The following is a 24,514-nucleotide window of genomic DNA, read 5'->3' as shown; positions in this document are numbered from 1 at the left end:
TGGGCAGATCATGACCGCACCAATCACTACCCCCATGACCGAAGCCGACCCCTACACCCTGGACCACGGCAGCACCAGCTACCGTGTGGACCGGTATGAGTTGGACCTCGACGTCAGGCTGGGCAGCAACAAGCTGATCGGCAAGGCGGTCCTGCGCTGCACGGCTTTGGAACCGACAGCTCAGATCGTCTTGGACCTGGTGGGTTTGAGGGCAAGCAAAGTTCAACTGGACGGCAAGAAGCTCCAGAAGTTCAGCCATAGGGCTGAACACCTGGTGCTCAACCCGGCCTCCCCGCTTAAGCCTGGGCAGCAGTTTTCCTTGGAGATCCGCTACGATGGCAACCCCCAGCCCCGCCGTGGACTGTGGGGAGATGTTGGCTGGGAAGAATTGAACGACGGCGTCCTGGTCGCCGGCCAGCCCAATGGAGCAGCGTCCTGGTTCCCCTGCAACGACCATCCCCGTTACAAATCGAGCTTCCTCATCTCGGTGACCACCGATGACAATTACCGGCCTGTGTGCAACGGGCGGCTCGTATCGCACTCCCGTAAGTCGAGCAGGGAAACGTGGGTCTACGAACAGGCTGAGCCCATGGCGACGTACCTGGCTACCGTACAGATCGGCCGTTACATCAAGGTTCCGTTGCAGGCCGACGATTCCCACCACAGGGTCCCCCAGTTCGTCGCCGTTACTCCAGAGATGGCAGCCGACGCCCTGCAGGGCCTGCGACGCCAGCCGGACATGATGCGGACCTTCGAGGATTGCTTCGGCCCTTACCCGTTCGCCGACTACACCTCGGTGGTCACTGAAGACGAACTTGAAATCCCGCTGGAAGCTCAGACCGTCTCCATCTTTGGCCGGAACCACATGCGTGACGCCTGGGATTCCCAGCGCCTGATCGCCCACGAACTCTCCCACCAGTGGTTTGGAAACTCCTTGACCGTCAGCAGCTGGAAAGACATCTGGCTGCATGAAGGATTCGCCTGCTACGCGGAGTGGTTGTGGTCCGAGGAATCCAGGACCATGACTGTCGCCGCCCGGGCAACGGCCGCGTGGAAAAGGCTCGACGCCGGACCCCAGGACCTACTGGTCGGCGATCCCGGGCCTGAGCTGATGTTCGACGACCGCGTCTACAAACGTGGGGCCCTTGCCCTGCATGCTGTGCGGATGGCGTCCGGGGATGAGGCGTTCTTCGGCTTCCTGCAACATTGGACGGCCTCAAACCGGCACGGATCGGTGTCCACCGAGGCGTTCATTGAGGCTGCCAACGCGTTCATTCCGGGCTTTGATGCCGCGTCAATTCTCCGGCCGTGGCTCTACGAGGCGGCGCTGCCCGCCCTGCCTTCACCGCGTTAGCCGACGGCCAAGGCGGCTACGAGGCCTTCCGGCAGTGCCCGTCCGCCTACAGTGTCCAGGTCCTGCACACCGTGGCGCCCCAGCACATCCAGGTCGCTGGGATCGCGTCGCAGGCCCTCACCGGTCATCTTCAGCCACGCCTCCTTGCGCGCCCAGAGGCGGGTCCGCTGCTCGTCGCGCAGCGTCTCGGGGGTTGACGCCAGGTAGCGCTTCTCATTCCTGGTCAGGACGACGTCGTCGAAACCCGCGAACGCTGCCCGGTCTGTTGCTTCAAGGTCCACTCCCAGCCGTAGGCCTCCTTGTGGATGCACGACGCCGGCCAGCAGCACCCAGCCCGACGCCCGGGACGCGCTGAGCGCGATAGGTGCGGGGCCGCCGTCGAGCGTGAACCCGGGGCGGCCGTGGTCCTGTCCGGGGCCGCACAGAGGGCAACGATAGTCGGGCAGCAGCTGGTGGGGTTTCACGTCGAGGAGCGCAGCAGCGAACTGTTGGAGGGCGAGCCGGCCTGCCACAAATGCGTCCCGGTCTTGGGCACTGGCGAACCTGGCTGCACGGCGCTTGGCAGGTTGCCCCATGAGCCGTAATTGCTCGTCCGGGACCAGCTGGACCTCGAGCTGATGCAACTCAAGCACAAGACTGTTCGTCATGCCCTCGCTCGGCTCTCGATTGCTCCAAGGAACAAGGGAAGCAACGGGTTGGCGCTCTCGCGAAGCCAGGCAACTCCTATGTCCCAGACCGCGGACTCCAGGTCGATCGCGATAAGTTGCACGCCGTCGGGGAGGATAGCTGAGGCGCTGGCGGGGACCACGGCCGAGCCCGCTCCCGCGGCTACGAGTGCCACTACAGTCAGCAGGTCCGACGTTTCGTAGACCGTCGTCGGGCTGCATTTCAGGTCCAGGAACAGCTCGTTTGTTTGCGCGGCCAGGCCCGGTCCGCGGGCCGGGACGAGGCGGACCAAAGCCTGGTTTTGGAGCCATGCCCGCAGGCCATTCCGGCCAGGCTCGGGAACCGTCTCACCGGCAGGGATGGCGAGTGCCAGCTGATCGCGCCGAATGACCTGCGCGGCAATGTCCTGCGGAACAGGCATGCGAACGAATCCCACGCTTAGCGTGCCGTCGCGGAGTGCGGCAAACTGCCCGGCGGAGGACATATCTTCGAGCTTGATGTCGATCCCGGGGTGACTCGCGCGGAAGGCAGCGACAGCCCGCGGGGCTACATCGATCGCCGACATCCCAAACCCCACGTTGAGCACGCCTTCCACGCCTGCTGCCACCCGCTCCATACGCTGGGCCAAGGCATCTGCCCTGCGCACAAGGTCGACCGCGTCTACGAGCAACGCCTCTCCCGCGGGTGTCAGTGCTGCCCCGTGGCGCCCACGCGTGAACAGCGTGCTTGCGGTCTGCCGTTCCAATACCTGGATCTGCTTGGTCAGGGCGGACTGGGTTGTTGACAGCGCCTTGGCAGCAGCTCCGAAGTTCTGGTTCATGGCAACCGCGATAAACGACCGCAAAAGGCGTAGTTCCATTTCCTAACACTATCGAGAGGACCATGCCCGATCACACACACGTTGCTGAGGCTCCCCGCCACCGAGGAATTTCATTCCTACAAGGAATCAATCTGACACAAATATTCATTGGACAGAATGATTTTCCGGAACAAGCATGGGAGAGGTCACTACCAAGGAGAACCAATGCCCCATGATTCACAGCCCACACTTCGCGCCTCAGCTGTGCAGTTCGAAGCGGTACCGGACCGCCCGGACCTTAACCTCGAGACCATCCGCCGGCTGGCGACCGCTGCTGCAACCGCGGGAACACAATTGATCGCCTTCCCCGAAATGTGCCTGATCGGCTACTGGCACCTTCGAAGGCACACGCCGAAACGCTTGGCGGGGCTTGCCGAGGCTGAGGGCGGCCCGAGCATCCACGCCGTCCGGGACCTCGCCCTTGAGCTGGGCATCGGCATCGGCGTCGGCTACCTCGAGGTGGACGGCGACGGCCGACTATTCAACTCCTATACGGTATGCCTTCCCGACGGCGCCCTCCACACGCACCGGAAAATCCATGCCTTCGAACACGAGTCCATCGAAAGCGGCTCACAATTCACTGTCTTCGACACCCCTTGGGGCATCAAGATCGGAATCCTGATCTGCTGGGACAACAACCTCGTCGAAAACGTCCGGGCGACAGCCCTCCTGGGTGCAACAGTTCTCCTGGCCCCCCACCAAACCGGCGGCACCAACTCACGGAGCCCACGGGGAATGAAACCGATCCCCGTCGGGCTGTGGGAAAACCGGGCAGCAGATCCCGCAGCACTTGAGGCGGCATTCCGCGGACCCCACGGACGCGAATGGCTGATGCGCTGGTTGCCCTCCCGCGCCCACGACAACGGCCTCTTCATCGTCTTCAGCAACGGCGTGGGCCCAGACGATGACGAGATCCGCACGGGTAACGCAATGATCATCGACCCTTATGGCGCGATCATCGCCGAAACCTGGATCGCAGGCGAAGCGATCGTTACCGCCGATCTGGACCTCGGCCTTGTGCCTCTTTCAACCGGCCGCCGATGGATACGGGGCCGCCGACCAGAGCTCTACGCCACCCTGACCCAACGCCAAGGACATGAGCTCGACGCCCGAGCCGCGCGTTTCTCACAACACCCCGTCGAGTCCCCGTAGCGGCCCGCCCGCCGAGCCTTCGCTTCCACGGCTTCGTTAGTCCGGACAGCAGTGTTCCCCGCAGCCAGGACCACGCTGCGGGGAACACAGATGCAGATTAACCCACCCGGGCTACTTCACCGAGGTGAGGTAGTTGGCCAGGGTCGGGGTGATGCGGGTACCCGAGTTTGAACTGCCGCCGTTGGTGTGGATGGCAACAATGGTGTTGGAGCTGTTGTACACAGGCGCTCCGCTCTGGCCTCCGAAAGTGTCCATCTTGTAGTAGACCTTTTCGGTTGAGGTGCTCTCAATGGCGCCTGTCATGGACCACATGGTTCCAAATGCCTTGTCCCCCGGGTAGCCGCGGACGGTTGCGCTGGTTCCGTTCAGGCTGGCGGTGGTGCCAGCGTAGTTAAGCCACCCGGTGGTGTTGCCGATGGTGCAGTCGAGCTTGATGACACCCCAATCGGCGTTGGTGTTGGCCGAGTCGATCCAACGCTGGTCCGTGAGGAGTTGGGTAGCGCCACAGGTTCCGTACGGAGCCGTAGATCCATTCCGGCCAGGTGCCACTTTGACCCCCCAGGAGTAATCAGCAGTGGAACCCGTGCCGCCCTCGTGGACGCAGTGTCCTGCTGTCAGGACGGTGTCATCGGAGATCAGGGCACCGGAACAGATGTAGCCGCCATTGAACTCGATCTGAACGATCGAGCGGTTGGGGGCTGCTGTCGTGTTGGTGATTCGAACCCGGCCGTCGGCGCCGATGACTGAGTCCGTGGAGGCACCGCCAGTCTTGGACGGTGCAGCAATCGTGTATTTGTCGGCGAGTGGCGATGCGGCGGAACCGCTCGTCTGCGACGTGTCCACAGTGTGGGATACAGGCTGGACCTCGGCGGAGGCTGCTTGCGGCATCGACTCTGACGCTGTCGCAGCTCCACCAAGCGAGGACGTCAAAGCCATAACTGCAGCCCCGACAAGCAAAGCAACGTTCTGCTTTTTCATGGGTACCTTTCAAGGGACGGCTCTCACCGAACCGTACGAGGGATGTGATACACACGTTTCACATGTGCATGACAAAACTGTCATACATGCGTGAATACTCTGTCAAGATGCTGGGAGTGCAATCTCAATAAAAACGAAAATCCCCGGAACCAAGGGAGGTTCCGGGGATTTTCAACGAGCGTCAGGGAGATCAGCGTTGGACTGCTCCGAAACGCTCTGCGGCGACTGCGACGGCTGCTGCGCGGGCTTCGGAAGCCTCATCAGCCGTCAGCGTGCGGTCATCGGCGCGGAAACGCAGGCCGAAGGCCAGCGATTTCTTGCCTTCGTCGATACCGGGCCCCGCGTAGACATCGAACAGCGCGACGTCTTCGAGAAGTTCGCCGGCACCTTCGCGAAGGGCAGCCAGAACCTGGTCGGCCGGCACATCCTGCGGAACCACCAGCGCAACGTCCTGCGTCGCAACAGGGAACCCGGAAATGTGCTTAGCGACAATCACGTCGGCAGCGGCTTCGAACAATGCCTCAACATTGACTTCCAGCGCCACAGACCGGGCGGGCATGTCGTGTGCTGCCAGAAGCTTCGGGTGGAGCTCGCCGGCGTAACCCACCACATCGCCGTTGCGCAGGGAGAGTTCCGCGGCACGCCCCGGGTGGAACGCCTGGTGGCTACCCTGGCTGACGACCAGTTCAACGCCAAGAACGTCGGAAATGAGGCGGGCAATATCCAAAGCGTCAGCCCAGTCCCAGGCGCGGGGCTGGTGCGTTGCGGCAGCCGGCGAGTCATGACCCGTAAGGACAGCGCCAACGTGCAGCGGCTGGGGCGGGACGCCGTCGTACAGCGCATCCAGAACCTCATCGGAAGGCTTGACACCCAGCGGCGGGATGGACTCCGTGCCGAGCTTTTCACCCGGGAGGAAGACCGAACCTGCTTCGTACAGTGCAAGGTCACGGAAGCCGCGCGAGTGGTTGCGGCGGGCTACCTCAATGAGGCCGGGCAGGATGGAGGTACGGAGGTAGCCGTTCTCCTCGCTGATCGGGTTTGCCAGCTTCAGTGCCGGACGCTCCGCGCCTTCCTCCGCAACACCGAAGGTGTCGTTGGCGGCCTTGGAAACGAACGGGTAGGACAGCACCTCGGTGAGCCCTGCGTCCGCCAGCGCCTGGACAACACGACGCTTCTGCTGCTGGCTGCGGCTCAAGCCACGGCCCGGAGGCGCCACCGGGAGGGTGGACGGGATGTTGTCGTAGCCCACCAAACGAGCGATTTCCTCGGAGAGGTCTTCCTTGGTTTCGAGGTCATTGCGCCAGCTCGGAGCAGTCACCCGGTAACCGGTGGCGGTCTTCTCCACTACGGCGCCCAGGTCTTCAAGTGAAGAAGTGATCTGCTGGTCGGTGAAGTCGATGCCGATTCGGGCAGCGGCGAATTCTGCGGGCAACTCGATGGTCACCGCATGCGGCGCGGTACCGACGTCGGTCCCGGCCTCATCGGCGGTTCCACCGGCAAGCTCCACCAGGAGGTCCACTACGCGTTGCGCGGCGACGTTGGCCACATGCCAGTCAACGCCTCGTTCAAACCGTTTGGAGGCCTCGGAGGGCAACTTGTGGCGGCGACGCGACCGGGCAATGGAAACTTCGTCGAAGTGCGCCGCTTCCACCAGGATGTTAGTGGTGGAGTCCGACACCTCCGTGTGGGCGCCACCCATGACGCCGGCAATGCCAATGGCCCCTGAGTCATCGGTGATCAGCAGGTCCTCGACGTCGAGCGTGCGCTCTTTGTCGTCGAGGGTGGTGATCTTCTCCCCCGTGACGGCACGGCGGACCACGATGTCGCCCGAGAGCTTGTCGAGGTCGTAGCAATGGTTCGGCTGGCCGAGCTCCAGCATGACGTAGTTGGAGATATCGACAGGCAGCGAGATGGAGCGGATGCCGGCCAGGCGAAGGCGCGAGGACATCCACGGCGGGGTGGGGCGCGAAGCATCCACGCCCCGGACCGTGCGGGCCACAAAGCGGTCGCATCCCGGCTTACCGTAAATGGGGGCGTCATCGTTGAGCTTGACGCCGTACCCGCCTTGGAGGGTGGCCGGCGCGGTGACCTTTGAAGCCGGGTCCACGAACGAGGTTCCCGTGGCGTGCGCGTACTCGCGGGCAACACCACGGATGGAGAACGCATAACCGCGGTCCGGGGTGACATTGATTTCCGCGGCCTGGTCATACAGGCCCAGCAGCTCCATGGCGTCCGTACCGATTTCCGGGTCCAGGCCAATGCGGGAAAGCACCAGGATGCCGTCATGGTCGTCGCCGATGCCCAGCTCGCGCACCGACGCAATCATGCCGGCAGAGAGGTGACCATAGGTTTTGCGCGCTGAGATCCGGAAGTTCCCGGGCAGGACAGCACCTGGCAGGGTAACAACCACTTTGTCGCCCTCAACAAAGTTGTGGGCGCCGCAGATGATGCCCTGCACGCCGGAGGGGTCGATGCCATCGCCGGTGAGGGTCTGCTCCTGTCCCTCCGGAACCACGCGGACCTGGCACCAGTTGATGGTCTTGCCGTTGGATTGCGGCTCCTTGACCAGGCTCAGGACCTGGCCTACGACGATCGGGCCGCTGAGTTCGTCCGTGGGACGGTGGACTTCTTCTTCTTCAAAGCCGACCTTGACCAGATCTGCCATGACGTCTTCGGCCGTTGCATCGGCCGGAACCTGCGCGAATTCACGCAGCCAGGAAAGTGGGATACGCACTGTTAGATCTCCATCCCGAAGTGCTCGCTGAAACGTACATCGCCTTCGATCATGTCGCGCATGTCGCCGACCTCATTACGGAACATGAGGGTCCGCTCAATGCCCATGCCGAAGGCAAAACCTGAATAGACGTCCGGATCGATGCCGGCTGCCCGGAGGACATTGGGGTTGACCATGCCGCAGCCGCCCCATTCGATCCAGCGCGGACCGCCCTTGGCGCCCGGGTGCCAGATGTCGAGTTCCGCTGAGGGCTCCGTGAACGGGAAGTAGTTGGGGCGCAGGCGGATGGAGGCTTCGTCGCCGAACATCTGCCGGGCGAAGTGCTCCAAAGTGCCGCGAAGGTCCGCCATGCTGAGGTTCTTGTCAATCGCCAGGCCCTCGAACTGGTGGAAGACGGGAGTGTGCGTGGCATCGAGTTCATCGGTGCGGAATACCTTGCCTGGGCACAGCACGTAGATGGGCACTTCGCGTTCCAGCATGGAGCGGACCTGCACCGGCGAGGTGTGGGTACGCATGAGCAGGTGCGCCTCGGGGGGTTCCACGAAGAACGTGTCCTGCATTTCGCGGGCCGGGTGGTCCGGCTTGAAGTTCAGGGCATCGAAGTTGAACCACTCCGACTCCACCTCGGGGCCTTCGGCAATTTCCCAGCCCATGCCCACGAAGATGTCCGAAACGCGGTCCTGCAGGGTGGACAGGGGGTGGCGGGCACCGGCACGGCGACGACGCGGCGCGGCGGTGACATCCACGGTTTCTTCGACGAGGATGCGGGCGTCGTTCTCTGCTTCCAGTACCTCGGTCCGGGCTGCGAGCGCCTGGTTGACCCTTCCGCGGGAGGAACCCATGAGCTTGCCTGCCGCAGCCTTGTGTTCCTTGGCCAGGCCGCCGATTTCGCGGTTGGCGAGGCTCAGGGGCGACTTCTCACCGGTGTGGGCGAGGCGGACAGCCTTGAGTTCTTCGAGGGAGGAAGCGGCTGCGATGGCAGCGAGCGCGTCCTCGACGGCAGCGGTGATGGCGGCTTCATCCAGCGGATTCGGGCTGGCAGCGCCTGGCAAAGTGTCAGTCATCTACTGTTCTTAGCTACGAGTAGGGAGCGGCCGGCAATGCTGGCCTGGAAAACGAAAAGGGCAGTGCTCGCCGCGGACGGCAGGCACTACCCTTCAGTCTAGTTGAACGTCACGGACCTGATTTAACGCCTGCGTTCCGAGCAACCTCCGCATGTCCGATGGGTCTAGCATGGCTTCATGACTCCCGCGCAGCGCCTGAGGCAGATCGCAAACGTCATCAACCTGTCCACGCCATTGGGACTTGCGGTGGCAGTAGCGTCCCGCTCCATCCGGTCGCAAGGGCCGCGCGGCCTTGTCATAGCCGCCGGGTATCCCTGGAAACTGCCCCACGCGGGAGCGTTCACCCTGGGAAATGTCATTCTTTTCCGGGCGCCCCAAGGTATGGCGGGCAGCGACGCCACCCTCCTGGGACACGAGGAGCGGCACAGCACCCAGTACGCGTATTGCCTTGGCCTGCCCTTCTTCGCCGTCTACGGCATCGCCGCCGGGTGGTCCCTGCTTCGCAGCGGGGACCCGGCGTCGAGGAATTTCTTTGAACGCCAGGCCGGCCTCGTCGCCGGTGGCTACGTTGACAACCACAAGCGTCGGCAAGGCGGACCAGCCGACCAACGGATTGAGGCTTAGACATGAAGCGAACCATCACCGTCACCGGCACCGGCAGCGCCAAGGCTGCCCCCGACCTGGTCACGCTGACTCTCGGCGTGGAGACCCGCCGCGAGACTGCGGGAAAAGCATACGACGACGCCGGCAAAGCGGCCGCCGCTGTCGCTTCGGCTCTACGGGAAGCCGGCGTCGCAGGCGTTGACTTGCGAACGAGTGGCCTGAATCTCCGTGCCGACATCGCCTGGGTGGAGGGGCAGGGCCAGAAGGTGACCGCCTACGTCGCTTCCACCACCCTCCATGTGGGCATCCGCTCCCAGGCAGATGCCCCGGCTGCCATCGCTGCCGCGGTTGCGGCCGGTGGGGACGACATCAGAATAAACGGCATCGAGCAGGGCTTCGTGGACACGGCTCCCATCACTGCACGGGCTCAGGAGGCGGCCTGGCAGGACGCCTTGGACCGGGCGGAGCACTACGCCACGCTGGCAGGCGTTCGGCTTGGAGCCGTTCGATCCATTTCCCAACAACCAGTTCCCGGCGCTCCCATTCCCGTGGGCGGACTGGTCCGGGCGTCCTTTGCCACGGAAGCACTTCCGGTGGAGGCCGGGGAATCGTCCGTTTCTGCCTCTGTCACGGTGGAGTGGGAACTTCTTTAGTGGATGGCTCCTGCCGGCAGCCGTATGTCCGCGGCCGTTTTCAGTGCCGTGCGAACAACCACGGCAACACCTTCGGCCATCGTTTCCAGGGTCATTGACGGGGTGGCAGTGGCGGCCGGCAGTTGCTCCGGAAGGTACGGGACGTGGATGAACCCGCCGCGGACGCCCGGCCTGGACGCCAGCGCATGCATGAGCGCGTAGAAGACGTGGTTGCAGACGTAGGTGCCGGCCGATTGTGAAACTTCGCCTTTGATGCCTGCGATCTGGAGGTTCCTGAGTGCTGCCTTGATTGGCAGGCTGGAGAAGTAGGCCGCGGGACCGCCCTGGACTACTTCCTGGTCAATGGGGCGCTGGCCGGCGTTGTCCGGGATCCTGGCGTCATCGCAATTGATTGCCACACGTTCCAGCGAGACGCGCTCACGCCCGCCGGCAAGACCGACACACACCACCACCTCAGGAACGGCGCGATCCAAGGCCGCGTTGAGAGATGCTGCCGACTCGCCAAAGACGCAAGGGAGCTCGACGGCTTCCACCGGGTAGCCGTCGTTCCGCAGTATCTCCGTGGCACGCTGCACGGCCCGCCACGACGGATTGACCTTCTCTTCGCCAAAGGGTTCGAAACCAGTCAGGAGAATCATGGGCCAACCCTAGCAACGTCCTTGTCCACATGGTCGGTCCTCCCATCGAAGCCTTGACATTTATTCGAACATACCTTCGAATAGAGATCATGAGATGGGACGCACAAGCACTTTCACCGGCACGTGGGTTGGCGTCCGAAAACACCGGCAACACGCTTCCCGGCCCTGCCCCGGCCATGGAGGCGTTGCTGCCGCTTGCCGGGCTTGTGCGTTCCGTCTCGACACCCGAATTCTCCGGAGTCACCTTCCATGAGGTCACCGCAAAGTCAGTGCTCAACAATGTGCCTTCCGGTTCGGCCATGCCCTTTGAATGGACGGTGAATCCCTACCGCGGCTGCAGCCACGCCTGCGTCTACTGCTTTGCCCGCAAGAGCCACACCTACTTGGAATTCGACGCCGGACGGGACTTCGATTCGCAGGTGGTGGTCAAGATCAACGCCGCCGACGTCCTGCGCAAGGAGCTGGCCAAGCCTTCCTGGCAACGACACCAGGTTGCCCTTGGCACCAACACGGACCCCTATCAAAGGGCCGAAGGCCGTTATGCGCTCATGCCGGGGATCATCAGGGCATTGGCGGATTCCGGAACACCGTTCTCCATCCTGACCAAAGGCACGCTGCTTGCCCGGGACATCCCGCTGCTCAAGCATGCAGCAACGCAGGTCCCCGTGGACCTCGGCATCTCCCTTGCCATGACAAACGAAGACCTTGCAGAGCTCATTGAACCCGGGACCCCCTCCCCGCGTGCGCGGCTGAAACTCATTGCCCGCCTCCGCGATGCCGGCCTGGGCTGCGGGGTCATGGCGATGCCCATCCTGCCTTGGCTTACGGACTCCGATGCAGCCCTCGATGCCCTGTTCACCGAACTGGCCCGGGCGGGTGCCACGGGAGTCACCGCCGGGGCCCTTTACCTCAAACCAGGGACGCGGGAATGGTACATGAGCTGGCTGGCCGCGCAGCATCCCGAATTGGTGGGTAAGTACCGCCGCCTGTACGGCCAGGGATCTTATGCTTCGAAGGAATACCGCAGCTGGCTGGCAGGCAGGATCAGTTTCTTCAAGGCCAAGCACGGCTTCAGTGGAAGCTCGGGATTCAGCCACCGCAATGCCCGCACCACCGACCCTTCGGCAGTTCCTTCCGAGGCCAACGCTGCCTCACCGTTGCCAGGACAAGAACCGCTTTTCTGAGAAGGCCGCTGGTTGCCCACTGAAGGGGCCGCGGCGCAGATCGCTTAAGCTGCGGCGGAGACCCGATCAAGCAGTGCCTGGACAATGGGCAGGTCCGCCGGAATCCATGGAAGTCCCAGAACGTCGTCAAAGCCATCCAAGGGCATCCACCGCAGCTCGTCGTGATCTTCCAGCGGGCGGGGCTCCCCCGCGGTCAGCTCCGCGAACCAAACCCGCATGGCCGCACGCTCGTTGAGGGTCCACCCGGCGCTGTTTCCGGATTCAAGCTCATGGCCCAAACGAACCTCAACCCCGAGCTCTTCGGCGAGCTCCCGGTGCAGTGCGGCCTCTGCCGTCTCTCCCACTTCCACTTTGCCGCCGGGGAACTCCCACATCCCTGCGAACTGGGGAGGAGCGGTGCGGCGTGCGGCGAGAAGACGGGTGGGGGTTTCCAGGGAGTCGACGACGGCGGCGCCTACGACGTTTATGAGTCCAGTCACCGGAACAGTCTATGGCCGTAGCGTCCATGGGGGCCGTCACATGCGGACGCCAAGTCGCCCGAGCACGACTAAACTTGTTATCGGATTTTCTCCGCGTTTCCCGGCCGATCAGGCGCCCCTCAAGAAGCAGGCTTATGACTACCACCGTGTCCCCGTCCGCCACAGCGAAAGCAAGCAAACGCCACCTTGGCATGGCCATCCTGGCCCTGGCTATGGGCGGGTTCGCCATCGGAACCACCGAGTTCGCCATGATGGGCCTCTTGAAGGAAATCGAGGAAGGGCTGGGCATCAGCACTCCGCAAGCGGGCAGCCTCATCTCCGCCTACGCGTTGGGCGTCGTTATCGGTGCGCCCATTTTCGCGGCCTTCGGTGCGAAACTTCCCAAGAAGCACCTTGCCCTGGGCCTCATGCTTTTCCTGTCCGTGGCAAACCTGACATCGTTCATCGCTCCCGATTACGGTTTCATGCTGCTCTCCCGTTTCGCTTCGGGCCTTCCCCACGGCGCCTTCTTCGGAGTGGCAGCTGTCATCGCGGCGGGCTTGGTGGCTCCCACCAAACGCGGTTGGGCGATTTCCATGGTGATGGCCGGTCTTACGGTGTCGAACGTCATCGGGGTGCCGCTCGCCACCTGGGTGGGTCAAACCTTCGGTTGGCGGCTGCTGTTCATCATCGTCGGTGCCATCGGGCTCCTTACCGTTGCCATGGTGTGGAAGTTCGTCCCGTTCGAAGCGGCCCACCCGGACGCGAGCATCCGGCGTGAGCTGGGAGCCCTCAAACGCCTCCAGGTGTGGCTGGCGCTGTTGATCGGCATCATCGGCTTCGGCGGTTTCTTTGCCGTCTACACCTACATCGCCCACACGATGACGTCCGTGGCAGGTATCCCCGAAAGCCTTATCCCTGCCGTCGTGGCCCTCTATGGGCTTGGCATGGTGGCAGGCAACATCATCGGCGGACGAATCGCGGACAAGTCCGTCATGGGGACCATCTACTGGGTCATGCCGGGAATCGCCGTAGCCCTGGTGGTTTACGCCGTCGCCGCGCACTGGGCGTGGGCGGCCTTCATCATGGCATTCGTCGTTGGCGGCGTGGGATCCATGCTCACCCCCGCCCTGCAGACACGCCTCCTCGACGCCGCTCCCGGTGCCGCGTCGCTGGCCTCTTCCTTGAACCACTCCGCCCTCAACATCGCCAACGCACTGGGTGCCTTCCTCGGCGGCACCGTCATCGCCTGGGGCTGGGGCTACGTCGCTCCGGCACTCGTGGGTGCGGTCCTGGCCATCCTCGGCCTCGGCGTCGCCGTGGTGAGCGGCCTGCTGGAACGAAGGAAGCCGCTGGCAAGCTGATAGCCGCTGGCCAGCGCGTACAGCGCGCAGCCAGCCAACGAAGGACCCTTAAACGACGAATGGCTCCGCCGGTGCGGAGCCATTCGTCGTTTAAGCTCTAGGCCTGCTGCGCCTGAACCCGCTCGATGTCCGGTTCGAGGTAGATGACCCGAGCGATCGGAACGGCCGCGCGGATCCGCTGCTCGGCGTCGTCGATCCCCTTCGCGATCTCCTGGCCGGTCTCTGAGGCACCCATGGAAATCTTGGCGGCCACCAGCAATTCCTCCGGGCCCAGGTGCATCGTCTTGAGGTGGATGATGTGGGTTCCGTCGGCCTCCAGGGCTTCGGTGATCCGCTGCACGTCCTCCTTGGTTGCGGACTCCCCCAGCAACAGGGACTTGGTTTCCATTGCCAGCACAATGGCAATGGCTACGAGCAGCAAACCGATCATCGCGGTGCCGAAGGCATCCCAGATACCGTCACCGGTGACCAGGGTCATGCTCACGCCAAACAGGGCGAACACCAAGCCCAGCAGCGCACCGAAGTCCTCCAGGAGGATCACCGGCAGCTCGGGCTGCTTGGCATTACGGACGAACTTGACCCAGGTCTGCTTACCGCGGATGTGGTTCGACTCGATGATTGCGGTCCGGAAGGAGAACCCCTCGGCGATGATGGCGCCGACGAGGACAGCCAACGGAACCCACCAGAAGTCACCTTCGATGCCGTGCGGGTGCTGGAACTTCTCAAAGGCTTCGTACAGGGCGAACAGGCCACCGACACTAAAGAGGACGATCGACACGATGAACGCGTAGATGTACCGCTCACGGCCATAGCCGAACGGGTGTTCCGGGCTGGCCGCACGTTTTGCACGCTTGCCGCCCACCAGGAGCAGGAGCTGGTTGCCGGAGTCGGCAACGGAGTGAATGGCCTCTGCGAGCATTGACGATGACGCCGTCAGGAAGAACGCAATGAACTTCAATACAGCGATGGTCAGATTGGCTGCGAGAGCCGCCACGATCGCTTTGGTACCGCCACCTGCAGCCACGAAAGCTTCACCTCTTCGGGTTGGGGAAAGTTTGGAATGGGTCAAGAAGAGTCGTCATCGCCTGCCCTTGCAAGCAATACCGTACCCGGCCAGGCGCTGTTTACGCATTCCCCACTCGGACGCCCTGCTGGGAGCGTGCGCTGGCGTATAGGCAGACAGTGGCCGCAGTACCGAGGTTGAGGCTCTCGGCAGCCCCGTAGACGGGCACAGCTACCCGGTGATCGGCAAGGGCCAGTTCCGCATCGGACAAGCCTTGGGCCTCGTTGCCGAACAACCACGCTGTGGGCCCCTCAAGGGCGTATTCGGAGGCCACCGACTCGTTGCCGAGCCTGCGCGCCGCGTTTTCGTCCTGGAGCTTGTCCAAATTGACCGTTCCATACCCGTCGGCGGCCAAGACACCAATGCCAAGCTCCCGGCAACGTGCCACCAGTTCATCAACGTCCACACCCAGGACCACCGGCAGGTGGAATAAGGAACCGGCGGTGGACCGGACGGCTTTGGGATTGTAAATGTCTACACTCGACCCTGTCAGGACCACAGCATCGGCGCCTGCGGCATCAGCGGCACGCAGCACCGTTCCGGCGTTACCGGGGTCGCGCACCTGGCACATCACGGAAATAAGGCGGGGGCCGGCGTCGAGTACTGACTCCAGGCTAACGTCGACAAAACTGCAGACCGCCACAATCCCCTGCGGATTGACAGTGTCCGCCATCGCGGCCAGGACCTCATCGCTGGCGAGCCTGAGCTGCGTGCCCTGCGCGAGGTCGGCGAGTTCGGGAAGCCGCTCCAGGCACGCTTCGCTAGCGAAAACTTCATGCACGACGGCGTCGCCACCTGCCGCTGTCCGCTCACGGTGCAGGCTCAACGCCTCGCGTACCGCCTGTGGCCCCTCGGCCAGGAAGCGTCCGCGCTTTAAACGCGCCGGGCGCCCGGCAAGCTTGGCGACGTCCCTCACCCGATCAGCTCGGGGGTTGGTCATCGAAAAGTCTTGCGGGCGCCCGGTTTCGTTCATATAAGAACTTTAGTGGCAGTTGCGACTAGTTCTTGATCTGCTGGCGGGCTTCGCCGCCGGCCGGCTCAAAGCCGGCAGCCTTTGCAGCCTCAACCGTGGAGAACCAGTATTCGGCAGCCGTGGTGTTGTACCAGGTGGAACCCGGCACGTGGTACTTCTTGGACTCGGCGTTGCCCTTGATGGCGTAGCCTTCCGGAGCTTCGTCGCCATCAGCAGCAACTGCGCCGTCGATGGCAGGCTTCTCGGAAACGACAGCCTTGACAGCCGTAGCCGTGGCGGCAGCCGGAGCAACCTTTGCAGCCTTGGGAGCAGCTTCGGCCTTTGCAGCCGGAGCAGACGTGTCAGCCGGCAATGCAGCCTTGGCAACGTTCACCAGTGCGGCGAAAGCGTTGGCGTCGGAAACGGCCAGTTCGGCCAGCATGCGGCGGTCAACCTCGACCTCAGCGGCCTTCAGGCCCTGGATCAGACGGTTGTAGGTGAGGCCGTTGGCGCGGGATGCAGCGTTGATGCGCTGGATCCAGAGGCGACGGAAGTCACCCTTCTTCTTACGGCGGTCACCGTAGCTGTACACAAACGAGTGCAGCAGCTGCTCTTTTGCCTTGCGGTACAGGCGCGAACGCTGACCGCGGTAACCCTTGGCGCGTTCGAGGACAACCCGGCGCTTCTTGTGGGCGTTTACCGCCCGCTTCACACGTGCCACGTGCGTACTCCTTCAGAAATCTTTATCCCAAGCTGCTACTGCCGGAAGTCCGGCGGGCCTGAGAAGGCTTTTGGTGTAGTCGGTTCCTGCCGGTTGGCAGACCCCAGAGAACTTGGAACTTAGACGCCGAGCATCTTCTTGATGACCTTGGCATCGCCCTTGAAGACGATCTTGTCGCCGGCAAGACGACGGGTCAACGTGGAGGACTTGTGCTCCAGGTAGTGGCGGCGGTTGGCCTGCTGGCGCTTCAGCTTGCCGGTACCGGTCAGCTTGAAGCGCTTCTTAGCACCGCTGTGGGTCTTCATCTTCGGCATGGGAACCGATCTCCTTACGTATCCACGGACGAGTCCGCGATTCTTTCGCGCAGCCGGCCTACAGGGGCCAGCGTGCTGGTTGCTTGCCAATGGAGGACAGGCCTCCGCGGCGTTGAACTAGTTGGTCTTGCGTGCAGCAGGCTTCGGTGCGACCTTGGGGGCCGCGGGCCGAGCTGCCGGCTTGGGAGCTGCTGGCTTGGCGACGGGCTTCGGAGCCGCAGGAACTGCGGGCTTCGGAGCCGCTGCCGGTACAACCGGCTTCGGAGCTGCCGGAGCAGGTGCCGATTCGGTCTTGGCGGATTCCGTCTTGGCTGGGGCGGCCTTGGCTGGGGCGGCCTTGGCAGCCGGGGCCTTCTCGGCCACAGCTTCCTTGGCTGCCGGCGCGGGAACGTCCTCGACTGCGGGAGCTTCCTCAACAACAGGGGCTTCCTCAACAACCGCGGGCTCGCTGGCTGCCGGGGCTTCTTCAGCTACGGGAGCCTCGACCTCGGGAGCTTCCACAGTTTCCTGTGTGGGCTGTGCTTCGCTTATCTGGAAGCCCTCGGGAAGAAGGTCAGCCAGGCTCTGCGTGAGTGGCGCCTGCTCCCCCGTGGTGTCCACGCGTCCTGCTGCCTTGGCCTCGTTCTGGGCCTTGGCTTCTGCGCGCTGGGTTGCACGGCGAGCTTCAGCCTTGGCTTCGGCCTTGTTCTTCAGCGGGCCGATCACCATGACCATGTTGCGGCCATCGATGCGCGGGCTGGACTCAATGATGCCAACCTCGGCAACATCTTCCGCGAAGCGCTGCAGCAGGCGGATGCCCATTTCGGGACGCTGCTGCTCACGGCCACGGAACTGGATCATGGCCTTGACTTTGTCGCCGGCACCGAGGAAGCGAAGTGCATGTCCGCGCTTGGTCTCGTAATCGTGCTTGTCGATCTTGAGGCGGAAGCGGATTTCCTTCAGAACCGTGTTGGTCTGGTTCTTGCGCGCTTCACGGGCCTTGACGGCTGCCTCGTACTTGTACTTGCCGAAGTCCATCAGCTTGCAAACAGGGGGCTTGGCCTGCGGCGCAACTTCAACGAGATCGAGATCGGATTCGGCAGCAAGACGCAAGGCGTCCTCAATGCGGACAATTCCTACCTGTTCGCCGGCAGGGCCGACCAACCGCACCTCGGGGACGCGGATACGCTCATTGATTCTTGGCTCGCTAATGTTAAAGCTCCTGTGGTTGTGGTGATGTCACCGGCAAATAGAGAAGGCCCCCAATTGCTGGCGCAATCGAAGGCCTCGAAGATCGGGGGCACTCCCCTAGGGGAAGTACGCACCTCGGGGTTTTCACCCTCAAAGTGTCCGACCAGGTACCCGGCAACCTCTTGTCCTGTGAAGGAATCCTGTCCCCTAAGGGAAACGGCTGACGCGGGTGGGAGAGAACTCCGCTTGCTAACTGAAAGTCAATTCTACAGAAACAACCCACCAAGCGCACATTGCGGGCGGCGGGATCGTTGACTGCAAATAACGACTTCCAGTCGGTCTGTGACAAGCTTACCAGTATGAGCACTGAAGACAGCAATTCCCGCAACTCCTTTGGCGAAGACGCCGTCCCGGCAGTTGATGCCGGCGTTTCCCAGCAGATCCGCGACATCGCGGAAGTACCGGCCGTGGAGGTCATCACCACCGGCGCCGTCCATCTGATGAGCGCAGCCGCCGTGAAGGTCGGCCTCGCCGACGATCCCCATGCCGAGGACCTCAAGGACCTCGACGAAGCCCGCAAGCTGATCACGGCCCTCGCCGGACTGGTATCCGCGGCTGCCCCGGAAATCGGCTCCCAGCACGCAGGTCCGTTGCGCGACGGCCTTCGTTCGCTGCAGCTGGCCTTCCGTGAGGCCTCCCTTATTCCCGACGCCCCGGGCAAGGGCCCGGGCGAGAAGTTCACCGGACCCGTGAACTAGCCCCTAACAGCCTCAAGATCCGACGACGGCGACCCAACCACATCAGGTTGGGTCGCCGTCGTCGTTTCCGTGGTTTCGGTAAGTCTCAGACGCGAGCGGATCTCCGGCGCATCGACATCAGGGCCAGGCCGGCAAGGCACAGAACGACGCCCGCCGCACCGATGGCCGCGAACCCGGCTGACGGGCCTACGTTATCGATGAAGATACCTGCCAGCGGCGCGCCGAGCGCCACCCCGGCCGTGAGCGCGGACCCATACCAACCCATGGCCTCGCCGCGACGTTCCTCATCCACGAGGTCGGCCACCTTCTCCGACGATGCCGACAACACAGGAGCACAGAGCAGTCCCGGAAGAAGCGACAGGAAGGCAAGGCTCCAGGTGTCCTGGGCAAAGCCCATCGGAATGGTCAAGGCGGCCATGCCCAGCAGCAACACCATGGGTGAGATCTGCCGCTTCATGGAACCGTAGATCAGCCCGCCAACAACTGACGCGGCGCACCAGAAGAAGAACACAATACCGATCTGGTTCTGGTGGCCGCCCCGTTCCAGCAGGCCCACGATGCTCACGTCCGAGCCGCTCAGGACCATGCCGGATCCGGCCGCCACGGCGAAGAGGGCAGCAACGGAGACCGTAAACCAACTGAAGTTCCGGGCCACCTTGCTGCGGATGGCCGCCGCCCGGGAGGTAGCAGGCGCCATCTCCGAGGCCGCCTCCTGGACGTGGGCCGGAGCGGACGCCACCATGGCAGCCTCGGCGGCCGCCAGGTCTGCTGCAGCCCGATCGGCGGACTCCTGCGGTGTGCAGGCCACATCGCTTCGTGTTGGCGGGTTGAACCACATGAGGAAAAGCCCCGCCACGGAAACCGAGATGCCTACCGCGGTCAGCCCCAGCGCCGAAAAGCCGGCTGTGGCCACGACGGCGCCGACGGCCGGGCCGATCATGAAGACCAATTCGGTCGCGATGGAATCGAGGGCAAAGGCCGAACGGCGCTGCTCACCATCCACCATGACGCCCAACGACTGACGGACCACGCTGAAGATGGGGAGGGTGAAGAGCCCGCCAACAAAAACCAGTGGCAGCAACCACTGATAGGACACGTGCGGAACGATTGTCCAAATGACTGTTTCGGACACAACAGAGGGAATCAATGCCCGGCGCAGGCCCACGGTATCCACCCGGCGGCCACGCCATGGTGCGCCCACGGCAATGCCGATCGTCATGACAGCGGCAGCAGCGCCCGCTGCGGCGTATCCCTGCCCCAGGGTCAGGACAATGTGCAAGGTCAGAAGCACGCCGGCCGCCGAATGCGGAATGCGGGCAATCATCCCCACCACCAGCAAGCGCCGGACAGGGCGGATGGACAGCATCTCTTTATAGAGAGCGAAATTCACTGGCAAATCCTCTTGTTCCCCCGGGGCAGCCCGGAGGGACCGGTACTGCCGTTAGTGCCGCCCAGGCTCCTGTGCTGCACGCTGCAATTTCACTTCAACGGAGTCAACGCTTTCGGCAAACGACTCCATCCGCGCCCACGCTTCGTGCAGGCTGCCAACCAGCGCCTGGACGGCCACGGCGTCAAGTCCATCCTCAAGGAAGAGCACAACCTGGAGTTCCGGGCCCGGGCCTCCGCCGGCGACTACGCTGCCATCCGCCGCCAACGAGGACACCCCACCGCCGGGCCGCGTCTCAAGACGGCGCACGGCCGGAAATTCCAGGGCTACTGAAGCGAGAGCAGACTCCAGTTGATCATCAAGGTATGACGGCGTCCAGTCCCGTTGCTGGGCCAAAGCCCACATTGCCGGCCGCCGCACCACGAACGTGTACGCGGAGCCGGGGTCCAGTACCAGCAGTTGGGCATCTTCCGATACCGCGGACAAGGCCGCCCGCGCCGCATAGACAGCTACCGGACGGGCTTGGGAATGCCACGCTTCCAGGGCCGCCGCAGACGTAAAGACGGGCATCGCAGTTCGGCCATCAGGGGCCTTGAGTGTGATCAAAGCCATATCGGCCTGCTTGTCCGCGTGCAAGCCATCGACACCCTCAGCTTCCTCAGCGAGTTGCGCGACAACCGGAACAAAAACCCGGGCGGTGGCCAGCGATGCCACCACGTCGGCCTCAGTGCCGGTACCACTGATGAGCGCTGCGATAGCCGCGGCATAGCCGGGATCGGCTGAGCCGTCGTCGTCCTCGAAGTTGTGGATCTTGGCGTCATCCCCACTGAGGCTTCGGCCGGCCCAAGGGCGGCCCGCTGAGTCGCCCGCTCCTCCGGCACCCTTCAGCGCGGCGGCGATGTGCCCAGGAAGCTGACGCCCACCGTGGCCATGTTCATCGTGCTGGTGTCCTGCGTCGTGCGGCATCAGCGGCGACCGGCGACGTCCAGGGCCTCAGGCAGCGTGAAAGCACCGGCATACAGGGCCTTGCCCACAATGGCCCCTTCGACGCCGAGCGGCACGAGTTCCCGCAGCACGCGGAGATCTTCGAGGCTCGAAATACCACCCGAAGCCACCACGGGCTTGCCCGTCTTCTCCACCATCTGACGCAGCAACTCGACATTGGGGCCCTGCAGTGTTCCGTCCTTGGTGACATCCGTGACCACGTAGCGGGCGCACCCAGCGTCCTCAAGGCGCGCCAGCACCTCCCAGAGGTCGCCACCCTCCTTGGTCCAGCCACGACCCGCGAGGGTGGTGCCACGGACATCAAGTCCGACGGCGATTTGGTCGCCAAAGCGCTCGATGGCGCGACGGGTCCATTCCGGATTTTCAAGCGCAGCCGTGCCGAGGTTTACCCGAGCAACACCCAAATCCAGGGCCCGCTCCAACGACTCGTCATCCCGCAAGCCACCGGACAACTCCACCTTGACGTAGAGCTGCGACACAACTTCGCTGATGAGTGCGGCGTTGTTCCCCCGACCGAAGGCGGCGTCCAGGTCCACCATGTGTACCCATTCAGCACCTGCTTCCTGCCAGTTCAAGGCAGCTTCGAGGGGCGTTCCATAGCTGGTTTCCGAACCCGCTTCGCCCTGCAGGAGGCGAACCGCCTGGCCATCGACAATATCGACGGCGGGAAGGAGTTCCAGAACGGACTGGGTGGAGGTGGTCATGAGTGTCCTTGAAATTGTGGGGGCGCGGATTAGTTACCGGGCAGCGTCAGGAGATAGGCAGCCAGCAGGGACATCCCTGCCAGCACGTAGAAAGAAACTGAAACCCAGGTGGGCTTCTTCTGCTGATGGAAGGAGATTCCCCCTCCCACCAGCACACCGGCGAGGCCCATGAGGATAACCGACCACATTTAGGCGGCACCGCTTTTAGCGGTTTCCGCCGTGGAGGCAGGCTTGCGCAGGCTGTCCACCCAGTTCCGGAGGAGCCGCGCTCCGGCGTCGCCGGACTTTTCGGGGTGGAATTGGGTAGCGCAGAGGGGGCCGTTCTCGACGGCGGCGATGAAGCGGGCGCCGTGCTCGGACCACGTGACCATGGGAGGGGCCATGCGAGGCTGCACGACGTCGAAGTTCCACTCCTGGACACCATAGGAGTGCACGAAGTAGAAGCGCTCCTGCTCGACGCCGGCGAAGAGCTTGGAACCCTCCGGGACGTCCACAGTGTTCCACCCCATGTGCGGCACAACGGCCGCGGGAAGCAACTCCACCTTGCCGGGCCATTCGGCCATGCCCTCGGACTCCGTGCCGTGTTCAACACCGGCCTCGAAAAGGACCTGCAAGCCGACACAGATAGCAAGCACCGGCCGGCCACCGGCCACCCGGCGACCAATCATGCGGATGGCGTCGACGGCCTTGAGTTCCTTCATGACAGTCTCGTAAGCGCCGACACCCGGAACCACCAGGCCATCGGCGTTGAGAACGTCCTCAGGCTTGGCGCTCAACAGTACGTGGGCACCGGCACGTTCCAGTGCGCGGACAGCAGAACGGACATTGCCCGAGCCGTAGTCCAGCACCGTTACGGTGGGCTTGCCTTCCGGTGATTCCGGCTTGATGGCCGCCACGGTGTCGGTGACAGACCCATCCTTCAGGACCTGGCCGCTCATAGCGCTCCCTTCGTGGAGGGGATTCCCTCGACCCTCGGATCAGATTCCACTGCAGCGCGCAGCGCCCTCGCGAACGCCTTGAACTGGGCCTCCACGATGTGGTGCGGGTCGCGCCCCGCGAGAACCCGCATGTGCAGGCAAATACCGGCGTGCAGAGTGATGGCTTCAAAAACGTGACGGGTCAGCGAACCCGTAAAATGTCCGCCAATGAGGTGGTATTCCTGGCCCGCAGGCTCGCCACCGTGCACCAGGTACGGACGTCCCGATACATCCACTACCGCGTGGGCCAAGGCTTCGTCCAAGGGAACGGTTGCTTCACCGAAGCGACGGATTCCAGCCTTGTTGCCCAGTGCTGTCCGGAGGACCTCGCCGAAGGTGATTGCCACATCCTCCACCGTGTGGTGGGCGTCGATGTGGGTATCCCCCGTGGCCTTGACGGTCATGTCAATCAGCGAGTGCTTGCACAGGGCTGTCAGCATGTGGTCGTAGAAGGGAACCGAGGTGCTGATGTCCGAGACACCGGATCCGTCCAGGTTGATCTCCACCAGGACGGAAGATTCGCTGGTGGTGCGCTCCATGCGCGCGGTGCGGGCAGCGGACGGCGTGGCGCCGGTTTCGCTCATTGGGACGTCCTTATACACGGAGGATTGGTTGGGTCTATTGACAAGTTTAGGCGGGCTGTGAAGCTTGGCCGTCCAAAAGGGCTTCCAGTGCGACCAGGAAGGCCGTGGTTTCCGGTTCGGTACCGGCTGTGACCCGCAAGTGGCCCGGGATCCCGACGTCGCGGATCAGCACTCCTGCATCGAGCAATCCCTGCCAGATAGCGTGCGGGTCCTCGAGACCGCCGAAGAAGACGTAATTGGAGTCCGATGCGGCAGGCTTGAGCCCCATCCGCAGCAACTCTGTGACAATGCGGTCGCGCTGGACTTTGATGTCCTCGACATCGGCCATCAGCGCTTCCCTGTGGCTCAGCGCAGCGAGGGCGGTTGCCTGGGTAATCGCCGAGAGGTGGTACGGAAGCCGGACTAGCCTGATCGCGTCCGTAACCTCCGGGGCAGCGGCCATGTAACCCAGCCGGGCGCCTGCCAAGGCAAAAGCCTTGCTCATGGTGCGCGAGACGATCAGCCGTTCCCGTCCTGGCAGCAGAGTCAGGGCGCTGGGCGTGTTGTCGTGCGCAAACTCGTGGTAGGCCTCGTCAACGATTACGATCGCCTGGCTCGCTTCGCCGGCTTCGTAGACCGCCTCAACGACATCCAGTCCTAGCCCCGTCCCGGTGGGGTTGTTGGGAGAACACAGGAAAACGATGTTGGCGCCGGTCTCCCGGACCTGGTCAGCGGCCGATTGCGCGTCCAGTCCGTAGTCGTCGGCCCGGACTCCACGCAGGTATTCGGTGTCCGTGCCGCTGGCGAGCAGCGGGTACATGGAATAGGTGGGAGGGAAACCCAATGCCTTGCGGCCGGGCCCACCAAATGCCTGGAGTATCTGCTGCAGGACTTCGTTGGATCCATTGGCCGCCCAGATGTTGTCCCGGGTAAGGCCGTGCCCCAGGTACTCGGCCAGGGATTCGCGGAGTTCCGTGAACTCGCGGTCGGGGTAGCGGTTCAAACCAGTGGCGGCGGCGGCAACGGCCTCGGTGATGGCGGCCTGCACATCCGCGGGGACTCCATGGGTGTTCTCGTTGACGTTCAGCAAAACGGGGACTTCAAGCTGCGGTGCGCCGTAGGGGCTCAGTCCACGCAGGTTGGTCCGGAGGGGAAGTCGGTCAAGTCGTTCAAGCTGCTCACTCACCACGTCA

Annotated in this window: 26 protein-coding genes; 7 read left to right on the top strand and 19 right to left on the bottom strand. The window is 63.5% G+C overall.

What is annotated here, in order from left to right:
* Positions 1 to 10 precede the first annotated feature (10 nt).
* The gene (locus J2Y68_RS07315; protein WP_309991566.1) at positions 11 to 1,354 is read left to right on the top strand and encodes a M1 family metallopeptidase; all 1,344 of its coding nucleotides are present in this window, start codon (positions 11 to 13) and stop codon (positions 1,352 to 1,354) included.
* Here J2Y68_RS07315 and J2Y68_RS07310 read toward each other — a convergent pair.
* Together J2Y68_RS07310 and J2Y68_RS07305 are read right to left on the bottom strand one after the other, a co-directional pair.
* Positions 1,351 to 2,001, bottom strand: a complete 651-nt coding sequence (locus J2Y68_RS07310) for a 4'-phosphopantetheinyl transferase family protein (protein ID WP_309991563.1) — start codon at positions 1,999 to 2,001, stop codon at positions 1,351 to 1,353. The two genes, J2Y68_RS07315 and J2Y68_RS07310, sit on opposite strands and share 4 nt — an antisense overlap.
* Entirely contained in the window at positions 1,998 to 2,879 is an 882-nt protein-coding gene (locus J2Y68_RS07305) for a LysR family transcriptional regulator (protein ID WP_309991561.1), read from the bottom strand. Before J2Y68_RS07305 ends, J2Y68_RS07310 begins: the two co-directional genes overlap by 4 nt.
* Positions 2,880 to 3,044: 165 nt before the next feature.
* Between J2Y68_RS07305 and J2Y68_RS07300 the strand changes: the two genes are divergently transcribed.
* Positions 3,045 to 4,031, top strand: a complete 987-nt coding sequence (locus tag J2Y68_RS07300) for a nitrilase-related carbon-nitrogen hydrolase (RefSeq protein WP_309991558.1) — start codon at positions 3,045 to 3,047, stop codon at positions 4,029 to 4,031.
* Between the two features lie 111 nt (positions 4,032 to 4,142).
* On the opposite strand, the gene J2Y68_RS07295 is transcribed toward J2Y68_RS07300, so the two are convergent.
* From J2Y68_RS07295 to pheS, 3 genes are all read right to left on the bottom strand, one after another.
* Positions 4,143 to 5,009 (bottom strand): trypsin-like serine peptidase, encoded by an 867-nt coding sequence (locus tag J2Y68_RS07295; protein ID WP_309991555.1) that lies wholly within the window; start codon positions 5,007 to 5,009, stop codon positions 4,143 to 4,145.
* Positions 5,010 to 5,199: 190 nt separating this feature from the next.
* Positions 5,200 to 7,743, bottom strand: coding sequence for a phenylalanine--tRNA ligase subunit beta (pheT, locus tag J2Y68_RS07290; protein WP_309991552.1), 2,544 nt, complete (start codon positions 7,741 to 7,743; stop codon positions 5,200 to 5,202).
* Between the two features lie 2 nt (positions 7,744 to 7,745).
* A complete protein-coding gene (gene pheS, locus J2Y68_RS07285; RefSeq protein ID WP_309991550.1) occupies positions 7,746 to 8,807 on the bottom strand; it encodes a phenylalanine--tRNA ligase subunit alpha in 1,062 nt (353 codons plus the stop codon).
* 177 nt (positions 8,808 to 8,984) lie between these two features.
* Between pheS and J2Y68_RS07280 the strand changes: the two genes are divergently transcribed.
* Positions 8,985 to 9,431, top strand: coding sequence for a hypothetical protein (locus J2Y68_RS07280; RefSeq protein WP_309991549.1), 447 nt, complete (start codon positions 8,985 to 8,987; stop codon positions 9,429 to 9,431).
* Positions 9,432 to 9,433: 2 nt separating this feature from the next.
* A complete protein-coding gene (locus tag J2Y68_RS07275) occupies positions 9,434 to 10,063 on the top strand; it encodes an SIMPL domain-containing protein (protein WP_309991546.1) in 630 nt (209 codons plus the stop codon).
* On the opposite strand, the gene pcp is transcribed toward J2Y68_RS07275, so the two are convergent.
* Positions 10,060 to 10,701, bottom strand: coding sequence for a pyroglutamyl-peptidase I (gene pcp / locus J2Y68_RS07270; protein ID WP_309991544.1), 642 nt, complete (start codon positions 10,699 to 10,701; stop codon positions 10,060 to 10,062). The genes J2Y68_RS07275 and pcp overlap by 4 nt on opposite strands.
* An 89-nt stretch (positions 10,702 to 10,790) precedes the next feature.
* On the opposite strand from pcp, the gene J2Y68_RS07265 reads away from it, so the two are divergent.
* Positions 10,791 to 11,885, top strand: coding sequence for an Rv2578c family radical SAM protein (locus tag J2Y68_RS07265; protein ID WP_309991541.1), 1,095 nt, complete (start codon positions 10,791 to 10,793; stop codon positions 11,883 to 11,885).
* A gap of 44 nt (positions 11,886 to 11,929) precedes the next feature.
* Here J2Y68_RS07265 and J2Y68_RS07260 read toward each other — a convergent pair whose 3' ends face one another.
* Entirely contained in the window at positions 11,930 to 12,364 is a 435-nt protein-coding gene (locus J2Y68_RS07260) for a (deoxy)nucleoside triphosphate pyrophosphohydrolase (RefSeq protein ID WP_309991539.1), read from the bottom strand.
* 134 nt (positions 12,365 to 12,498) lie between these two features.
* Here J2Y68_RS07260 and J2Y68_RS07255 point away from each other — a divergent pair, with 134 nt between their 5' ends.
* Positions 12,499 to 13,707, top strand: coding sequence for an MFS transporter (locus J2Y68_RS07255; protein WP_309991536.1), 1,209 nt, complete (start codon positions 12,499 to 12,501; stop codon positions 13,705 to 13,707).
* Positions 13,708 to 13,804: 97 nt separating this feature from the next.
* Here J2Y68_RS07255 and J2Y68_RS07250 read toward each other — a convergent pair whose 3' ends face one another.
* The 5 genes from J2Y68_RS07250 to infC all read right to left on the bottom strand — a co-directional run bounded on the left by J2Y68_RS07250 (position 13,805) and on the right by infC (position 17,906).
* A complete protein-coding gene (locus J2Y68_RS07250; protein ID WP_211711875.1) occupies positions 13,805 to 14,731 on the bottom strand; it encodes a cation diffusion facilitator family transporter in 927 nt (308 codons plus the stop codon).
* A 100-nt stretch (positions 14,732 to 14,831) separates the two neighbouring features.
* The gene (locus J2Y68_RS07245) at positions 14,832 to 15,743 is read right to left on the bottom strand and encodes a TrmH family RNA methyltransferase (protein WP_309991533.1); all 912 of its coding nucleotides are present in this window, start codon (positions 15,741 to 15,743) and stop codon (positions 14,832 to 14,834) included.
* A gap of 25 nt (positions 15,744 to 15,768) precedes the next feature.
* Entirely contained in the window at positions 15,769 to 16,443 is a 675-nt protein-coding gene (gene rplT, locus J2Y68_RS07240; protein WP_026547339.1) for a 50S ribosomal protein L20, sunset domain variant, read from the bottom strand.
* Positions 16,444 to 16,562: 119 nt separating this feature from the next.
* Positions 16,563 to 16,757: a 50S ribosomal protein L35 gene (gene rpmI / locus J2Y68_RS07235; RefSeq protein WP_059387794.1), complete on the bottom strand. Its 195-nt coding sequence runs from the start codon at positions 16,755 to 16,757 to the stop codon at positions 16,563 to 16,565.
* Positions 16,758 to 16,874: 117 nt separating this feature from the next.
* Positions 16,875 to 17,906 carry a translation initiation factor IF-3 gene (gene infC, locus J2Y68_RS07230; RefSeq protein WP_397334690.1) on the bottom strand — a complete coding sequence of 344 codons (1,032 nt, stop codon included), beginning with the start codon at positions 17,904 to 17,906 and terminating at the stop codon, positions 16,875 to 16,877.
* 380 nt (positions 17,907 to 18,286) lie between these two features.
* Between infC and J2Y68_RS07225 the strand changes: the two genes are divergently transcribed.
* Positions 18,287 to 18,685, top strand: coding sequence for a DUF1844 domain-containing protein (locus J2Y68_RS07225; RefSeq protein ID WP_309991528.1), 399 nt, complete (start codon positions 18,287 to 18,289; stop codon positions 18,683 to 18,685).
* 85 nt (positions 18,686 to 18,770) lie between these two features.
* Here J2Y68_RS07225 and J2Y68_RS07220 read toward each other — a convergent pair whose 3' ends face one another.
* The 7 genes from J2Y68_RS07220 to J2Y68_RS07190 are packed head-to-tail and all read right to left on the bottom strand — an operon-like array spanning position 18,771 to position 24,507.
* Positions 18,771 to 20,075 carry an MFS transporter gene (locus tag J2Y68_RS07220; protein WP_309991526.1) on the bottom strand — a complete coding sequence of 435 codons (1,305 nt, stop codon included), beginning with the start codon at positions 20,073 to 20,075 and terminating at the stop codon, positions 18,771 to 18,773.
* 51 nt (positions 20,076 to 20,126) lie between these two features.
* Positions 20,127 to 21,038, bottom strand: coding sequence for an SseB family protein (locus J2Y68_RS07215; protein WP_309991523.1), 912 nt, complete (start codon positions 21,036 to 21,038; stop codon positions 20,127 to 20,129).
* Entirely contained in the window at positions 21,038 to 21,781 is a 744-nt protein-coding gene (priA, locus tag J2Y68_RS07210; RefSeq protein WP_309991520.1) for a bifunctional 1-(5-phosphoribosyl)-5-((5-phosphoribosylamino)methylideneamino)imidazole-4-carboxamide isomerase/phosphoribosylanthranilate isomerase PriA, read from the bottom strand. Before priA ends, J2Y68_RS07215 begins: the two co-directional genes overlap by 1 nt.
* A 29-nt stretch (positions 21,782 to 21,810) precedes the next feature.
* A complete protein-coding gene (locus tag J2Y68_RS07205; protein WP_309991517.1) occupies positions 21,811 to 21,969 on the bottom strand; it encodes a hypothetical protein in 159 nt (52 codons plus the stop codon).
* Positions 21,970 to 22,719 (bottom strand): imidazole glycerol phosphate synthase subunit HisH, encoded by a 750-nt coding sequence (hisH, locus tag J2Y68_RS07200; RefSeq protein WP_309991514.1) that lies wholly within the window; start codon positions 22,717 to 22,719, stop codon positions 21,970 to 21,972.
* Positions 22,716 to 23,342: an imidazoleglycerol-phosphate dehydratase HisB gene (gene hisB, locus J2Y68_RS07195; RefSeq protein WP_235521842.1), complete on the bottom strand. Its 627-nt coding sequence runs from the start codon at positions 23,340 to 23,342 to the stop codon at positions 22,716 to 22,718. The genes hisH and hisB overlap by 4 nt, the downstream gene beginning before the upstream one ends.
* Positions 23,343 to 23,388: 46 nt before the next feature.
* The gene (locus J2Y68_RS07190) at positions 23,389 to 24,507 is read right to left on the bottom strand and encodes a histidinol-phosphate transaminase (protein WP_309991512.1); all 1,119 of its coding nucleotides are present in this window, start codon (positions 24,505 to 24,507) and stop codon (positions 23,389 to 23,391) included.
* Positions 24,508 to 24,514: the final 7 nt, after the last annotated feature.

The sequence above is a fragment of the Paenarthrobacter nitroguajacolicus genome (genome assembly GCF_031455195.1).
Lineage (GTDB): Bacteria > Actinomycetota > Actinomycetes > Actinomycetales > Micrococcaceae > Arthrobacter > Arthrobacter nitroguajacolicus_D.
Note: the sequence above shows the minus strand (reverse complement) of the source record. Positions and strands in the feature narration are given on the sequence as shown.

Bases quoted from the DNA above. Each gene is read 5' to 3' on its own strand.
- J2Y68_RS07315 (WP_309991566.1), top strand. From the start codon at position 11: ATGACCGCACCAATCACTACCCCCATGACCGAAGCCGACCCCTACACC.
- J2Y68_RS07310 (WP_309991563.1), bottom strand. From the start codon at position 2,001: ATGACGAACAGTCTTGTGCTTGAGTTGCATCAGCTCGAGGTCCAGCTG.
- J2Y68_RS07305 (WP_309991561.1), bottom strand. From the start codon at position 2,879: ATGGAACTACGCCTTTTGCGGTCGTTTATCGCGGTTGCCATGAACCAG.
- J2Y68_RS07300 (WP_309991558.1), top strand. From the start codon at position 3,045: ATGCCCCATGATTCACAGCCCACACTTCGCGCCTCAGCTGTGCAGTTC.
- J2Y68_RS07295 (WP_309991555.1), bottom strand. From the start codon at position 5,009: ATGAAAAAGCAGAACGTTGCTTTGCTTGTCGGGGCTGCAGTTATGGCT.
- pheS (WP_309991550.1), bottom strand. From the start codon at position 8,807: ATGACTGACACTTTGCCAGGCGCTGCCAGCCCGAATCCGCTGGATGAA.
- J2Y68_RS07280 (WP_309991549.1), top strand. From the start codon at position 8,985: ATGACTCCCGCGCAGCGCCTGAGGCAGATCGCAAACGTCATCAACCTG.
- J2Y68_RS07275 (WP_309991546.1), top strand. From the start codon at position 9,434: ATGAAGCGAACCATCACCGTCACCGGCACCGGCAGCGCCAAGGCTGCC.
- pcp (WP_309991544.1), bottom strand. From the start codon at position 10,701: ATGATTCTCCTGACTGGTTTCGAACCCTTTGGCGAAGAGAAGGTCAAT.
- J2Y68_RS07265 (WP_309991541.1), top strand. From the start codon at position 10,791: ATGAGATGGGACGCACAAGCACTTTCACCGGCACGTGGGTTGGCGTCC.
- J2Y68_RS07255 (WP_309991536.1), top strand. From the start codon at position 12,499: ATGACTACCACCGTGTCCCCGTCCGCCACAGCGAAAGCAAGCAAACGC.
- J2Y68_RS07245 (WP_309991533.1), bottom strand. From the start codon at position 15,743: ATGAACGAAACCGGGCGCCCGCAAGACTTTTCGATGACCAACCCCCGA.
- rpmI (WP_059387794.1), bottom strand. From the start codon at position 16,757: ATGCCGAAGATGAAGACCCACAGCGGTGCTAAGAAGCGCTTCAAGCTG.
- J2Y68_RS07225 (WP_309991528.1), top strand. From the start codon at position 18,287: ATGAGCACTGAAGACAGCAATTCCCGCAACTCCTTTGGCGAAGACGCC.
- J2Y68_RS07215 (WP_309991523.1), bottom strand. From the start codon at position 21,038: ATGCCGCACGACGCAGGACACCAGCACGATGAACATGGCCACGGTGGG.
- priA (WP_309991520.1), bottom strand. From the start codon at position 21,781: ATGACCACCTCCACCCAGTCCGTTCTGGAACTCCTTCCCGCCGTCGAT.
- J2Y68_RS07205 (WP_309991517.1), bottom strand. From the start codon at position 21,969: ATGTGGTCGGTTATCCTCATGGGCCTCGCCGGTGTGCTGGTGGGAGGG.
- hisH (WP_309991514.1), bottom strand. From the start codon at position 22,719: ATGAGCGGCCAGGTCCTGAAGGATGGGTCTGTCACCGACACCGTGGCG.
- hisB (WP_235521842.1), bottom strand. From the start codon at position 23,342: ATGAGCGAAACCGGCGCCACGCCGTCCGCTGCCCGCACCGCGCGCATG.